The following is a 14,520-nucleotide window of genomic DNA, read 5'->3' as shown; positions in this document are numbered from 1 at the left end:
TTTTTTTCAAGTCAGTGTAAAAGCATAATTTATAGTAATTTCATTACAATGTGCATCTTATTTTTAGCACAAAAAATAACACAAATATCTAATGAGAAGATTTCTTTGGTGAAATTGGATCTTCGACCTCTAAAGGTTGTTTTGGGGGCCAGAAAAAGTCCATTGGTCGTGTAACAAAGTGAGTAAATACTAATTTTGCCAGAGGTTTCCATTGTTCAAAACGAACACGTCGTGCGCGTAATGCCACAATAATAGTGAGACTAAAGCTGACAAATAAGTTGGTCAAACCAATTAATAATACACCAAGGAATGAAACAATAATGAGTCCTATTTCAGGTGTGCCATTGATACTCAATAGGCCCTGCATAAAGTTTGCTGAAGCAAAGGCAATATGGCGAATATCTAAAGGCAGACCAAGAATAAAACCAATTGTCCCCATGCTGCCTAGCATGATTCCGAACAGGAAATTCCCGGCTAGTGCTCCTAAATTACGTTCAATATAGTTTGCAAACTTTTCCAGTCTGTCAGCACCTAGCCAGTTTTTTAGACGATGATGTGCTTTTAAGCGAGGTCCGACTTTACGATACACTGCCATGTTGTCGAAGTAACCTGCGATCAAACCAGATAAAAATAGACATACACCTGCAATAGCTGCATGTGGGACTGCTAGGGATGTAAAAGGATTCAAACTATGAAGTAAATATGTTGCTTTACTGTGATTGAGTAATTGTTCACCCAGAATCAACGGCCACATCATGGTGATCAATGCTGCAACCGGAATTGCAATGGAAATATTGCCGAGAATAGCGACAAACTGCGTACGGATAATATTGATAATCAGTGCAGCAAGTTCTGCAATTTGTGCAGTTCGAGACCCTTTCTTTTGTTGAACTGTCGCGGCTAGGGCAGCTGCAGTCATAGCAGGTTGTTTGGTTGCAACGGTAAAATGCAGTACATGGATCAACATGAAACCTAATGCATAGTTCATGCTATACGCGAAGGCTTGCATGATAGGTGCCATGGCGATGCGCGCAGTGAGAATCTTCAAGGTCGCCATGATAGCGATAATGACGCCTGCACCTGCGGCTGATTTGTACATACTGAAGAAACCAGCTTTATTGGTACTTACATAATGTTCGCCTGTTTTACTGGCATTTTCAGTGACTTGTAATGCGATTAATTCACTGTTTGTTTTTAAAAGCTCTCGAACACTTCGCTCCTCATAGTGAGCCGCAACTAAATCTTGACATAACTCAGCTAGTGCTAAGTATTGAACTTTTCCAGTTTCAGTCAATAAGTTCAATAATAGTTCAATACGATCTAAACATTGCTCAAGCAAAGACAATAAATAAGTGAGACTTAAACTTACCCCAATTCTTTTCGTAGCACGACGAATCTTTAAAACAACATCGCGACACTGCTCAATCATCACCAAAGCTTGGTTGGCGTCGGGTACGACCATAGCAGTGAGATCATCAACTTCACTATAATGTTTTTTGTATAGCTCAATAAATTCAATGATTTCACGATTCTGCACCAAAAAAGGTGACTCATATTCAGTCAGTTCTGGTTGTGCATTAATAAACTCAGGATAAAGTCCAATACCGCTGATACGGTAAGATAAAACAGTAATGGCTTTAATCATGTCGCGTTTGATGCCAAATTTTGCATCTAAGCTGCCATTACTTTGATTGACAATCTGAAAAAACTGAATCCATTGCTGATCTTCAATATTTTCTAGCCAATATTTATCGCTACGTAAATGAAAGACACGGAAGACTAAATCTTTTAAATCAGTTTCATCGGTCAAAAGGGGAAGAACATGCGCTCCCATTCGTTGACCCAACTGATTCCAAAAACCATCTAGAGAAAGAATCCCACTGTCCGCATAAATAGTGGTTTGTTTATAGCGATTGATCAGATGAACGATATAGGCTTGAAAAGTGGTGGCTGCAGTCGGCGTAATTAATAACGCTTGAATCAACGCCTGAAATTTTTGATTAATTTCTTCTAGGTTATAACTGTCTGATGGACGGATGCGATTAACGAGTTCAATGAGTATGTTTTCGTCTGGAGCAGCTTGATGATGGTCAAGTTGCTCCTGCATTTGTTTAAAAAGATCATTAAAGTTTATATGCATACGCAAATTTTTTTAGTTGAAGTTTATTGGATTCGATCTAATGCTAATTGCGCCAAATTATCAAGCGCTTGACGATAAATACTTTCAGGCAGTTGTAACAATGCCTCACGAGCTGCTGTAGTTTCTTCAACAGCACGTTCGCGACAGTAATCTAGTGCACCAGAGTTTTGAACAATCTGAATCACTTGATCCAAATGTTCAGTACCACCTGTAGTGATGCTACGACGGATAATATCGTGCTCTGCACCAGAAGTTTTTTGTAGAGCAGCAATCAGTGGCAGTGTTGGCTTACCTTCCATTAAGTCATCGCCAATATTTTTACCAAGTGTTTCTGCGTCAGAGGTGTAATCGAGTATGTCATCTATGATTTGAAATGCATTCCCGAAATGACCTGCGTATTTTCTGAGTGCTTCACGATATTGATGTTGATTGGCAAGAATCGCAGCGCCTTCAGTCGCCAATTCAAACAAACGAGATGTTTTGCCGTGAATAATATCTAAATAAGTCGCTTCAGTGGTTTCAGGTTGATGTTGAGATTGCAGTTGAAGTACTTCTCCTTCAGCAATTTCACATGTTCCTGTTGAGAAGTCTTTTAATAACACCATATTGTTCAAATCTACGAGCAAATCGAAAGCTCTAGAAATCAGGAAGTCTCCAACAAGTACAGCGGTTTGGTTATTCCATGTTGCATTCGCTGTAGGACGACCACGGCGTAACCCAGACTCATCTACGACATCATCATGTACCAGTGTAGCGGTATGCAGCATTTCAATAATTGCAGCTAACTTTTGGGCATGCTCTAGGTTGGTTTCACCGCAAGCGCGAGCAGCCAATAAACACATAATAGGACGCATGCGTTTACCACCTGCCTCAACCACATGTTTGCTGACTGACATCACCAAAGCAACTTTAGAGCTGATTCCTTCATTAATAAGTTGGTCCATCGCAGCAAAGTCTGTAGCAACAGGTGCGAGAATGTCTTGCTTAAAATCGATGGCCATAACAATGAAGTCCTTATACAAACAGTAGATGTTACTCAGCTAGTGTAACAATTTAAGTGAAAGTTTTGGTCGCTTTGCCACATGAATATGCATGATTTTCTTAATGTTGTTCAGTTTCTATTCATGTTTGTGATTTAATCTTCATAATACCAATAAAACTTGATATGTCATTTGATATTCGAAGTAGTTCATTTTGTGAATAAATATAGTTTAATCAATCAGCAAATTGTTATTTTCATGTAAGAAATAGATATTTCGGGATGAAAGTTAACTTTTAGACAAAAGACCTTGTTGTTTATTTCATTATCACTTAAAATCCTTGCCCTTGAATAACCCCCAGTGGCGTTCGTTTTAAGATCGATATATTCCTTTATCGGCACGACGACACGGGCCTGTTGGAGTACATTATGTACGCAGTAATCCAAAGCGGTGGTAAACAACACCGTGTTGTTGAGGGTGAAACCCTTAAAGTTGAATTATTGAAAGCTGAAACTGGTTCTACTATTACGTTTGATGACGTATTAATGTTAGTGAACGGTGATAGCATTCAAATTGGTGCTCCAGTTGTTGCTGGTGCTAAAGTAACTGCTGAAGTAGTTAGCCATGGTCGTCACGACAAAATCCGCATCATCAAAATGCGTCGTCGTAAACACTATCGTAAACAACAAGGTCACCGTCAATGGTTCACTGAGTTGAAAATTACAGCTATTTCAGGCTAATTACGAGGAGTAAATAGACATGGCAACTAAAAAAGCCGGTGGTTCGACACGTAACGGTCGTGACTCAAATCCTAAAATGTTAGGTGTTAAAATGTTCGGTGGTCAAGCTGTGACTGCTGGTAACATTATCGTTCGTCAACGTGGTACAGAGTTCCACGCTGGTGCTAACGTTGGTATGGGTCGTGACCATACTTTATTTGCTACCGCTGATGGCGTGATCAAATTCGAAGTTAAAGGTCAATTTGGCCGTCGTTATGTATCTGTTGAAACTGTATAAGTTTTATCAGGCATAACCAAAAAACCCACTCTTGAGTGGGTTTTTTTATATCTGAAAGAAAGTTTTTGAACTGAAGTGAATCTTCATCATGATGAAGTATTTTCAACAATTTAGCTAAATAACAATACAAAAGTTCTTATTTTCTCAATTATTAGCGATCAAATTTGGTTTAAGATGACTCCATATCAAATGATGATCAATAACAAAAGGTGGGATCATGACAATGCTTCGTAAAACGATTGGTGCAATTACAATGAGTGCTGCAATGATGGCACCAGTCGCAAGCACTCAAGTTTTCGCAGCGCCAGTGGCTGCTTCGGAGCAACAAGCGACCGCAAACTTGGTTCGTCAATTAAACGGAATAAAAAGTTTAACGGCAAATTTTGAACAAACAACGAAAGCAACTAAATCTAGTAAAGCACCACAAAAACAAGGTTTGAGTGCTCAACATATGAATCAGACTTTTACTGGGGTGATGAAAGTTGCTCGTCCAGGTAAGTTCTATTGGGAAACTACAGCACCAGCAAAACAAACAATTGTGACTTCTGGAAAGATGATTTGGATCTATGACCCAGATCTACAGCAGGCAATTCGTCAAAATATGGATGAGCAAGTTGCCAATACACCAGCATTATTATTGTCTGGTAATACCAACCAAATTATGCAGTCATATCGTGTAACACAGCCAAATAAAGCTAAAACTTATTACACGTTATATCCTAAGCAGAAAGATGGTGCCTTTCAGAGTCTGACCATTAGTTTCGGTGTAAATAAAGCGCCAAGCTTAATGATTTTAGAAGATTCATTAGGACAAACTACACACGTTAAATTTAGTAATGTGAAAGTGAATGCAGGTATTCCGGATTCAACATTTAACTTTACACCGCCTAAAGGCACAGACATTATTGACCAATAATATAAAAGCAGCGTTTATCGCTGCTTTTTTTAACTACAAATTTCAACTGAATTCATGTCATCTAGAATTTATAGTCTCTGTGTTAAACACTCATTTTTATTGGAGGCTATATGCTAAAACACATGAATCGGTTTGGAAAATTGAGTGTTATTTGTGCATCAATGATCATGTTAGGCGCTTGTCAGCCTAAATCTGATGCAGAAACTAAAAAAAGCAATGAGACTGCTGCGCAAGCAAAACAATCAGAATCTTGGTATATCGAATCGAAGAACGTCGAATTAAAGCCTAAACAGAAGCAAGTATGCGATGAGGCAGGGTGTACAGAATATTCATTCCAAACGGTTGAAACTAATCATCCGTGGATTAATATGTATTTTAAAAATCGGATAGAAAAAGCAGACCCTATACCATTCCAATCGGCTACTAAGAGCTCAGAGACTAAAACTGTTGATCCGCTGAAGTTGAGTCAAAGTCAGACTGTGGTACGTTATTTAAGTCAACATCAGAATATAGCGAGTTTTGAATATCTGAGCTATGTATATCCTGCTGGTGCAGCACATGGGATGTACCATAAAGAATATGTTCATTTCGATTTAAAAACTAAAAAAAGAATAGCACTACAAGATTTAATTGTGAAAGGTCAAAATAAAAAGCTATTAGAAACACTTTATAGTGCTAATAGTATGTGGCTTACAGATCACAATATTGAACAAGATAAACTCGAATTAAGCGACAATTTCTATTACGGAGTTGATGGTATCGTCTTTGTTTATCCGCTGTATGAGCTCGCGTCCTATGCTGAAGGAATGTCTGAACTCACTTTACCTTATGTGAGTGTGAATGGTTTGATACAGTCAGAATATCTTCCAAATCTACCCAAACTCACTGCTGAGTAATTGACTCTATTTTAATTTGATTCAATAAGCTTCAGCTGTCAGCGCTTCGACTGTATTTTTTTCAACGAAGCGCTTACACTATAGGCAGTTTTTTTCCCTGAAAAGATTAACCATGATCGACCCGAAATTACTTAGAAATAATATAGAGGCTGTAAATTTAGCCTTAGCTAAACGTGGCGTGCAACTCAACGTAGAAGAATGGGCATCTTTAGAGGCTCGTCGTAAAGAAATTCAGTCTAAGACGGAAGCTTTACAAGCAGAACGTAATTCGGGTGCTAAACAAGTTGGTCAAATCAAAAAAACAGGTGGTGATGCCTCTGAAATCATGGCTCGTATGAGCGCGATCGGAGATGAAATTAAAGCCGCTGAGCTTGCGTTAACAGAACTACAAGCTGAAATTGAAGCAAAATCACTTTCTATTCCAAACCTACCTCATGAGTCGGTGCCAGAGGGCAAAGATGAGAATGACAACGTTGAAATTTTAAAATGGGGTACGCCTCGTGAATTCAACTTTGAAATTAAAGATCACACTGATCTTGGTGAGTGGATGGGTGGACTCGAGTTCGAAACAGCGACTAAGTTAACAGGTACTCGTTTCAGTGTGCTCAAGGGTCCGCTTGCACGTTTACAACGTGCACTAACGCAGTTCATGTTAGATACACATACATTGAAAAATGGCTATACAGAAGCTTATGTACCGTATTTAGTGAATGCTGATTCATTACGTGGAACTGGTCAGTTGCCTAAATTTGAAGAAGATTTGTTCAAGCTTCAAGGTGACAAAGAATATTACTTGATCCCAACTGCTGAAGTGCCTGTGACCAACTTTGTGCGTGATGAGATTATTGATCCTGAGCGTCTACCATTGAAATATGCTGCTCATACACCTTGTTTCCGTAGTGAAGCTGGTTCTTATGGCCGTGATACACGTGGTTTGATTCGTCAGCACCAATTTGACAAAGTAGAAATGGTTCAAATTGTTAAACCTGAAGACTCTATGCAAGCATTGGAAGAGTTGACAGGGCATGCTGAGGGTATTTTACAGGCGCTTGGATTGCCATATCGTAAAATCATCCTATGCGGTGGTGATATGGGCTTTGGTGCAACGAAGACTTATGACTTAGAAGTTTGGGTACCAAGCCAAAATACCTATCGTGAAATTTCATCGTGTTCAAACATGGGGGATTTCCAGGCTCGTCGTATGAAAGCTCGTTACCGTGCTGATCAAAAGAAAACAGAGTTTGTTCATACTTTGAATGGTTCAGGTTTAGCAGTTGGTCGTACTTTGCTCGCGGTGATGGAAAACTATCAACGTGAAGATGGTTCGATTGAGATTCCTGAAGTCTTACGTCCTTATATGGGTGGACAAAGTTTTATCGATTAATCGATAAAACACAAAAAAGCTAACTCAATTGAGTTAGCTTTTTTTTTTGAGTGTTTTAATGAACGTGTTTTAATGAATGAGTTGAGCACTGCCTGTTTGCCTTTCAATAATTTTTTTTAAGGTCTCACTCGGTTTTTCCCCAAATGCATCTTTATACTCAAGTGAAAAACGACCTAAATGTGTAACACCCCATTTATAAGCAATTTCAGTAATATTAATTTTATGCGTAGACTGTGAAATTTCATTATAAATACATTTAAGTCGGTAATGGCGTATATAAGCATTTGGACTGCATTTTAAATATTTTTTGAAAATTGTATTCAGCTTTTTTTTGCTTAATCCAGATGCATATTCTAAATCTGAAATTTCAATTTTTTGATGTATATTTTTTTGTATGAATTCTAATAAGCGAGTAAAGAAGTCAGGATAATCTAAAGTATTTTTATAAATTAAATCACTATAGTTATTGGGTTGAGATAATAATAATGACTTCACAATAATATATTCAAAATCTGAGCGCATTTCTTGAAAAAATGAAGTATTGGTAAAATTGTTTGTGAAATTTTTAATACTGTCAATTAAATCCCACCATGCTTTAATTTTCGGGTTGTTTTGATCCATCACATTTTGAAATACCAAAGGTTCGGTAACTGGCTGAGAGATTAAATCTGAAAGTATTTTTTCAACAAAAGTCTTTGAAAAAGAAATGAATGTTTGCACACAGTCTTTGTCAATAATTAGTTCAAATTTATCTTCAGGTGAAACAATGGATGCTTGATCATAACAGGCGTAAAAAGTTTGACCATCTTTTTTAAATAGTGGTCGCCCAATTTTAGGGCGCGTTATACAAAAGTGGTTCATATTTTCATGCGTATGCGTTTTGAAAATTACATCTTTACCATATGTTAAATCCCCAATAATCATACGACCGATTTGCGATCCATTAAAACTAAAATCCAATGGTTCATATTGATTAAAATCGACTAAATCATGTGGGCCAATGATTAAATCAAGACAATGGTTGGCATCATGAATATTCTGCGTATGTGATTGAATCGTAGAAATAGACCTATGTTGCTGGCTATACATAAATACCTCTATCCTTAGCTTGCTTATCATTACTTATGCAAAAATCAATCCATGATTTTGCTTTTTTTGTTTTATCTCAAATAAATAAATTAATCTAAAATAGCAGAATATAAAAATACTCTTTTGGTACTAAATTAGATTAATTTGATATGTTATTTAAAAGTGGTAAGCAACACGTAACATAGGGCTACTCGCGGTCGCTCCTGAACCAGCAACACCAGATGTATCATTACCATATTTATTTTTCCAGTATTGATAAGCAATCCCAGCTTTCAATTTTGGTTGATTGGCAGATTTATCTTTAAGTAAAGAATACATTAAAGACATGTCTACAAAGATTTCGCTGGCGGTAGGCTCACCAAAAGGATCTTTCCCTTTGGTGCTCATCCAAACACCTATGCCTTGATAATTCCAATTCGATTGCATAATAGGAAAATCCCAAAGCACTTGAAGTGCTAAGTAAGGATCGTAGGTATATTTTTTACTCAGTACATTAGCATCATTGCTCTCGTAATAACCTAGCAAACTGAGATTAAGATAGCCTGGCGTATTTAATGTAACACTTGGACCAGCAACATACATTTGTCGATTTGAACCATAATCATCATTCTTTGTATTCCAGTCAAAACCTACTGTAAAACCATATGTCTTGAACCAACTAGAATCATTCAGTTTGTGTTGCGTGATACTTGGGATATCTAAGGTATGACGATAAATTGCATATGCCTCTTGAGCTCCTTGACCAGAAGCTTTGTTTGCATTTGGTTCAGCTGAGGATTGATGCATATTGAGTTGAAAAAAATTGGTGCCATATTTATAGCCGCTTAGGTGTACAAGACTAAAAATATACTTGTCAAAATCACCGTCTTTAAATGGTTCTGAGAAATCTTGACCATAACTGACAGCCAGTGAAGTATCACTCCAATTTGCCGCTTGAACTGCAGTGCCTAATGCAAAGCAGATTGATCCAGTGAATAACCTCTTTAAAATATAATTCACAGCTAAATTCCCTCTTAAAATAAATAAGCCGACAGTGAAACTGTCGGCTTAAGTGGTGGATTAACGAATATTATGCTTTTCCAAAATTGGTAAAACATGATCACGGAAATACGGAAATTCCCGGCTATAATCGAGGAATGAAAGAGTCGTTCCTCTAAAACCAGCTTCATGTAAATCTAAAATACCTTGCGCGACTTGTTCAGGTGTACCGACTAATGGAAAGCCACCATGGCCTACACTCATTGCATCACGAATGGATTGTTGAACCTCTTTTGGGAAACTTTGAGCATGTGCAAACATTAAGCTCATCAGATTGTCAACGGCGACAGTATCAGCATTGTTTAATTGACGATCCCATTCTGCTTTGGCTTCCTCTTGTGTAGGTCTGCAAATGACATGGGAGAAGGTCATTACATTGACTTCTCGGTTTACGTCGCGACCTGCTTGTTTAAGCTCATCAATTTCAATCTTGCTTCTGCCCAAGTCTGAAGCTGGTGTAAAAAGAAAGTCCGCATTATTAACGGCAAATTCACGTCCATTTTTTGAACCAGCAGCATTGAAGATAGGCGGATGTACAAGTGGTTTTGGTTTTCCATAAGTTCCTTTGGTTTTGAAAAACTTACTTTCAAAATCAAATTTTTCTTCACTGGTCCATACTTTTTTAATCAAGTCATACCAGTCTTGTGCATAACCATAACGAGTTTCGTGATCATCAGGTAAATGTAGACCGAGTGCTTCATATTCAGGTTTATTCCAGCCTGCAACGATGTTGAGTCCAATACGACCTTGACTAATCTCAGATAGCGTTGCAATTTGCTTGGCAACTACAACTGGATGATTGGGGACGGTCTGAATTGTCGCAAAAACTGTAATGTCTTTGGTTAAAGCCAATAATGCGGCCGCCCAAGTCATGGTCTCTAAAATTGTTCCCTGAAAGTCTGTTTCACCGCCATAGCCTGTAAAGCGAGCAATCGGTAACATGAAGTCGATACCAGCTTCATCTAGCATTTTTCCTAGTTCGAGATTCTTTTCCCAGCTCGCACTCCATCGATCTTCAAGAGTTGAAATGGTCATTCCACCTGAGCAGTTAGAAGCAAATGAGCCAAGTAGAAAGCGACTATCATTGAAAAAGTGATGTTGATTCATTTTAAAAAATCCTTAAATTTCGTGAATTCGCTATACACCAGTAAATGCTTGATGAAGATTTGCTTGTTTATATTGCCCGTTATGGAACACCAATGGATTTCCAAGCTGATTACGGCAGGCTTCAATTTGTCCCACAATAATGTAGTGATCCCCAGCTTCATGAAGCTCATACTGACGACAAACAAAAGTGGTTAAGGATTTATTTAGAATGGGGATGCCCATATACTCATCAACGTCATCTAAGCCTTCGAATTTGTCATCAGAAGATTTTGAGAAATGCTTAGACTCTTGATACTGATCTTCACTCAAGATATTGATGGCAAAATATTCTGCCTGTTTGAAATCTTCGAAATGTGTCGCAGATTTTGCGATGTTCCATAAAATTAAAGGTGGATCAAGCGATACAGAAGTAAATGAGTTCGCTGTCATTCCAATTTTTTTATGATTTGAATCTAATGCAGTTACTACTGTAATCCCAGTTGCATACTGACCTAAGAGTTGGCGTAACGAGCGTTGCTCCAACTGTATTACAGGTGTCATTTCATTTAACATGATCATAATCCTTCATCTTAATTCTGATTGTCAGAATGAGTTCCTTTATTCGCCAATCGGTTTATTTTCACTGGATGGCCAAGTTGGCATCAGTTCATTTGAGGGTAAAGTTTCATCTAAAAGTTTCTTGGCAGTTTCAACACCTGCAACAGGTAGTCCAGTTGGATCTAATACGCCAATTTGCACCAGTAAACTTGCCTGATCCCAATAGATATGCTCATGACATAGTTTCGGTCCACGGAACTTGATAATGCCGAGCATTGGAATCTCTACATATTTTCCTGTCGGTTTAATTCCAGGAATTAACCAATCAATTTCCTCATCATGAGTAAAACTCATAATGAATTCATCAACGACTTGAGTTGCGCCTACAGTTCGTGAAATAGGCGTTAGTTTCATATCTTTTGGATTGTTATGAACAAAATGGTATTGATAGAAGCGAGCTAATTGCTTGTAGCCGACGCCACCTGTCAATGTTGGAATGTGATTGACATAAGGCTCTGCCACCATTGTTGCCATCGTGTCTGGAACATTTCGAGTGTCAAATTCAAATCGAACATGCTCTTCCCATAGCGCAGCAAGGTCGTAATTTGGTCCTATTGCTTTGCGTAAAGCTGTAATGGTTCTTTCATGTGCCATGAGTGCACTAGGCTTGTGATAATGCATACTCTGTGGGCGAGCAAAAGCATGATCAACATCTGGATAAATATATGTTTCGACTTTTGAGTTGTTTTGCAGAGCAAGTAGGATTTGATCACGAGTGTTAGAATCACAGAACTGATCTTGTTCAGCAAAATGAAGAACCAGTTTGGATTGAATGTTGACTGCTTCTTCTAGGTTTTGCTCGATTCCTACACCGTAGTAAGAAACAGAACACTTTAAATCTGGAATGCGGCAAGCTGCGAGATATGCCAATTTACCGCCTAGGCAGTATCCGACCAATCCAGTACCTGCATCTTGATCAACTGTTTCAAGGGATTTGAGTGTTTCAATTGTAGATTTGATATCCTCAATACCCAGATCTTGATTAAATTGAGTATATAAGTCATATGCTTTTTGAAAGTCTTCTTCGGTATAACCGAGTTCTACATTAGGTTGAATACGCCAAAATAAATCAGGAACAATAACGGTATAACCTTCTTCAGCCAAAAAGTCTGCCTTTTGACGCATAACTTCATTAACACCGAAAATTTCCTGACATAACACAAGACCAGGACCTTTACCTGCTTCAGGTACTGAAAGATATGCTTTAAACGAACCTGCTGATGAATGTACATCAATATATGAACCAGCCATCTCGATAATCTCCTTTACTGTTGAACTTATCATCGGCATCAGCAGGATTTTTGACTATCCAAATAGAGTTCAAGTTTTATCCGTTTTAGGTCCCTTCATCGATATGCATCTGTTAAAAAAGCTACCACTTGCTTACTTTTAAGCAGCTTGAGTCGTGGAGAAGGTGCTAAAATATAGTAGGCATATGAGGATCGATTCAGTGGATATTTTTCCAATTTCATTAAAATTGCAGCAGCAACCTTGTTTGATTGTCGGTGGAGGGCATATTGCATATCGCAAAGCACTGTTACTGCAAAAATCAGGAGCAGAAATTTCGGTTATTTCACCTGAGATTGAGGCGCAACTTTTAGAGATTGTCGAGAAAAGCTCTGGTCAATACATTCAAGCTCATTTTGAAGATCACGATTTAAAATTAAACGATTACCGTTTAGTGATTGCTGCCACAGATCAGCCTTTAGTGAATCAACAAGTTTTTGAAGAATGTGAAAACTTAAATGTATTGGTGAATAGTGTTGATGATCCACCACATTGCCGATTTATGGTCCCTGCAATTGTTGATCGCTCTCCACTTGTTATTTCAATTGCGAGTAATGGGACATCCCCAGTATTGTCCAGACAGATTAGAACTCAACTTGAGACTGTAATCCCGCATGGAATCGGAACATTAGCTAAAATCTCTGGTGAATGGCGACAACGTGTAAAACAAAAAATTGAAAATCCTGATGAACGCCGTATCTTTTGGGAAGAGCTGTATGCTGGACCTTTCAAAGAGCGTGTATTTAATAATAATCTGGCTGAAGCAGAAAAAATTATTCATCAGTCTTTAATAGAATGGAACAAACCCAAAGGTGAAGTTTATTTAGTTGGGGCAGGTCCAGGTGATCCCGAGCTTCTCACACTCAAAGCTTTAAGGTTGATGCAACAAGCAGATGTTGTGATTTATGACCGTTTAGTTTCTGGTGCTATTATGGAGTTATGCCGCCGGGATGCTGAAAAAATCTATGTGGGTAAAGCAAGGTCAAATCATGCTGTTCCACAAGAAGGTATTAATGCTTTACTCGTGAAATATGCGAATGAAGGCAAACGTGTCTGCCGTTTAAAAGGAGGAGATCCTTTTATTTTTGGGCGAGGTGGTGAGGAAATTCAAGAACTCTATGAGGCAGGAATTTCATTTCAGGTCGTTCCCGGAATTACCGCAGCATCAGGGTGTTCAGCATATGCGGGTATCCCTTTAACTCATCGTGATTACGCACAAAGTGTTCGCTTCTTGACTGGACATTTGAAGGAAGGTTCTCCTGAACTTCCATGGAATGAACTCGTGTATGAACACCAAACATTGGTACTGTACATGGGACTTGTTGGATTAGAAAAAATCTGTGAAAAGCTTATTCAACATGGTCAACGAGCAGACATGCCTGTAGCTTTAATTTCTAAAGGTACGACACCAGAACAAAAAGTTGTTGTGGGGACTTTGGCAGATATCGCTTCGAAAGTGTTAGAAAATCAAATTCAGGCGCCAACTTTGACCATTATTGGTGAGGTGGTGAAATTAAGAGAACAGTTGAAATGGCAAGACGAACTGTAAAAGTCTGCTATAAAGTTGAGAAATTATTGTGATTCATGTTGTTTTATACGAACCAGAAATTCCTGCAAATACAGGAAACATTATCCGTTTATGTGCAAATACAGGAGCACAATTACATTTGGTCAAACCGCTAGGTTTTGAGCTGGATGATAAGAAGTTAAAGCGTGCTGGATTAGATTACCATGAATGGGCTCGCATGCAGATATGGGATAATATTGAAGCATGTCTGGAAAATCTAGCGAGTCAAGGTGTGGATCAAGATTCGATTTATCCTTTAACGACCAAAGGTACCGAAACACCACATACCTCGAATCTGAATAGGCCAGTTGCTTTACTCATGGGGCCTGAAACGCGCGGACTACCTGAACATGTCCGTATGATGTTCCCAAAGCAACATTGGATTCGTTTGCCCATGGCACCAAATTCTAGAAGCTTAAATTTATCTAATGCTACGGCAGTGATTGTTTATGAAGCATGGCGACAACAAGGATTTAAAGATTTAACTTAAGTCAGTAAGGTC

14 protein-coding genes are annotated in these 14,520 nt (G+C 38.4%); 7 read left to right on the top strand and 7 right to left on the bottom strand.

All coding sequences use genetic code 11. From position 1 onward, the window contains the following. Positions 1-88 precede the first annotated feature (88 nt). Positions 89-2,140, bottom strand: coding sequence for a site-specific recombinase (locus tag BMW42_RS06905; protein WP_092766860.1), 2,052 nt, complete (start codon positions 2,138-2,140; stop codon positions 89-91). 23 nt (positions 2,141-2,163) lie between these two features. Further along, positions 2,164-3,141, bottom strand: a complete 978-nt coding sequence (gene sdsA / locus BMW42_RS06900; RefSeq protein WP_035267858.1) for an All-trans-nonaprenyl-diphosphate synthase — start codon at positions 3,139-3,141, stop codon at positions 2,164-2,166. A 407-nt stretch (positions 3,142-3,548) separates the two neighbouring features. Between sdsA and rplU the strand changes: the two genes are divergently transcribed. The 5 genes from rplU (at position 3,549) to serS (ending at position 7,333) form a co-directional block, all read left to right on the top strand. Next, positions 3,549-3,860, top strand: a complete 312-nt coding sequence (gene rplU, locus BMW42_RS06895) for a 50S ribosomal protein L21 (RefSeq protein ID WP_035267860.1) — start codon at positions 3,549-3,551, stop codon at positions 3,858-3,860. A 19-nt stretch (positions 3,861-3,879) separates the two neighbouring features. After that, the gene (gene rpmA, locus BMW42_RS06890) at positions 3,880-4,137 is read left to right on the top strand and encodes a 50S ribosomal protein L27 (protein ID WP_035267862.1); all 258 of its coding nucleotides are present in this window, start codon (positions 3,880-3,882) and stop codon (positions 4,135-4,137) included. A gap of 217 nt (positions 4,138-4,354) precedes the next feature. Next, a complete protein-coding gene (gene lolA / locus BMW42_RS06885) occupies positions 4,355-5,053 on the top strand; it encodes an outer membrane lipoprotein chaperone LolA (RefSeq protein WP_092766859.1) in 699 nt (232 codons plus the stop codon). A 110-nt stretch (positions 5,054-5,163) separates the two neighbouring features. Beyond that, on the top strand, positions 5,164-5,949 hold the full coding sequence (locus BMW42_RS06880) for an RsiV family protein (RefSeq protein ID WP_092766858.1): 786 nt from the start codon (positions 5,164-5,166) through the stop codon (positions 5,947-5,949). Between the two features lie 112 nt (positions 5,950-6,061). Beyond that, on the top strand, positions 6,062-7,333 hold the full coding sequence (serS, locus tag BMW42_RS06875; RefSeq protein ID WP_092766857.1) for a serine--tRNA ligase: 1,272 nt from the start codon (positions 6,062-6,064) through the stop codon (positions 7,331-7,333). A 69-nt stretch (positions 7,334-7,402) separates the two neighbouring features. On the opposite strand, the gene BMW42_RS06870 is transcribed toward serS, so the two are convergent. The 5 genes from BMW42_RS06870 to BMW42_RS06850 form a co-directional block, all read right to left on the bottom strand. Continuing rightward, a complete protein-coding gene (locus BMW42_RS06870; RefSeq protein ID WP_092766856.1) occupies positions 7,403-8,422 on the bottom strand; it encodes an AraC family transcriptional regulator in 1,020 nt (339 codons plus the stop codon). Positions 8,423-8,578: 156 nt separating this feature from the next. Continuing rightward, entirely contained in the window at positions 8,579-9,421 is an 843-nt protein-coding gene (locus BMW42_RS06865; RefSeq protein ID WP_228143095.1) for a hypothetical protein, read from the bottom strand. A 60-nt stretch (positions 9,422-9,481) separates the two neighbouring features. Beyond that, positions 9,482-10,567: an LLM class flavin-dependent oxidoreductase gene (locus BMW42_RS06860; RefSeq protein WP_092766855.1), complete on the bottom strand. Its 1,086-nt coding sequence runs from the start codon at positions 10,565-10,567 to the stop codon at positions 9,482-9,484. A 30-nt stretch (positions 10,568-10,597) separates the two neighbouring features. After that, on the bottom strand, positions 10,598-11,119 hold the full coding sequence (locus BMW42_RS06855; protein WP_092766854.1) for a flavin reductase family protein: 522 nt from the start codon (positions 11,117-11,119) through the stop codon (positions 10,598-10,600). A gap of 45 nt (positions 11,120-11,164) precedes the next feature. Next, positions 11,165-12,415, bottom strand: a complete 1,251-nt coding sequence (locus BMW42_RS06850) for a dienelactone hydrolase family protein (RefSeq protein WP_035267873.1) — start codon at positions 12,413-12,415, stop codon at positions 11,165-11,167. A 199-nt stretch (positions 12,416-12,614) separates the two neighbouring features. Between BMW42_RS06850 and cysG the strand changes: the two genes are divergently transcribed. Beyond that, the gene (gene cysG / locus BMW42_RS06845) at positions 12,615-14,000 is read left to right on the top strand and encodes a siroheme synthase CysG (protein WP_092766853.1); all 1,386 of its coding nucleotides are present in this window, start codon (positions 12,615-12,617) and stop codon (positions 13,998-14,000) included. A 28-nt stretch (positions 14,001-14,028) separates the two neighbouring features. Further along, on the top strand, positions 14,029-14,508 hold the full coding sequence (locus BMW42_RS06840) for a tRNA (cytidine(34)-2'-O)-methyltransferase (protein ID WP_035267879.1): 480 nt from the start codon (positions 14,029-14,031) through the stop codon (positions 14,506-14,508). The last annotated feature ends 12 nt before the right edge of the window (positions 14,509-14,520 follow it).

The organism is Acinetobacter sp. DSM 11652, assembly GCF_900109815.1.
GTDB lineage: Bacteria > Pseudomonadota > Gammaproteobacteria > Pseudomonadales > Moraxellaceae > Acinetobacter.
The sequence above is the reverse complement of the archived record's forward strand: the minus strand, read 5'-3'. Positions and strand labels throughout refer to the sequence as shown.

Excerpts from the sequence above, each read along its gene's own strand:
- BMW42_RS06905 (WP_092766860.1), bottom strand. The coding sequence starts at position 2,140 with ATGCATATAAACTTTAATGATCTTTTTAAACAAATGCAGGAGCAACTT.
- sdsA (WP_035267858.1), bottom strand. The coding sequence starts at position 3,141 with ATGGCCATCGATTTTAAGCAAGACATTCTCGCACCTGTTGCTACAGAC.
- rplU (WP_035267860.1), top strand. The coding sequence starts at position 3,549 with ATGTACGCAGTAATCCAAAGCGGTGGTAAACAACACCGTGTTGTTGAG.
- rpmA (WP_035267862.1), top strand. The coding sequence starts at position 3,880 with ATGGCAACTAAAAAAGCCGGTGGTTCGACACGTAACGGTCGTGACTCA.
- lolA (WP_092766859.1), top strand. The coding sequence starts at position 4,355 with ATGACAATGCTTCGTAAAACGATTGGTGCAATTACAATGAGTGCTGCA.
- BMW42_RS06880 (WP_092766858.1), top strand. The coding sequence starts at position 5,164 with ATGCTAAAACACATGAATCGGTTTGGAAAATTGAGTGTTATTTGTGCA.
- serS (WP_092766857.1), top strand. The coding sequence starts at position 6,062 with ATGATCGACCCGAAATTACTTAGAAATAATATAGAGGCTGTAAATTTA.
- BMW42_RS06870 (WP_092766856.1), bottom strand. The coding sequence starts at position 8,422 with ATGTATAGCCAGCAACATAGGTCTATTTCTACGATTCAATCACATACG.
- BMW42_RS06860 (WP_092766855.1), bottom strand. The coding sequence starts at position 10,567 with ATGAATCAACATCACTTTTTCAATGATAGTCGCTTTCTACTTGGCTCA.
- BMW42_RS06855 (WP_092766854.1), bottom strand. The coding sequence starts at position 11,119 with ATGTTAAATGAAATGACACCTGTAATACAGTTGGAGCAACGCTCGTTA.
- BMW42_RS06850 (WP_035267873.1), bottom strand. The coding sequence starts at position 12,415 with ATGGCTGGTTCATATATTGATGTACATTCATCAGCAGGTTCGTTTAAA.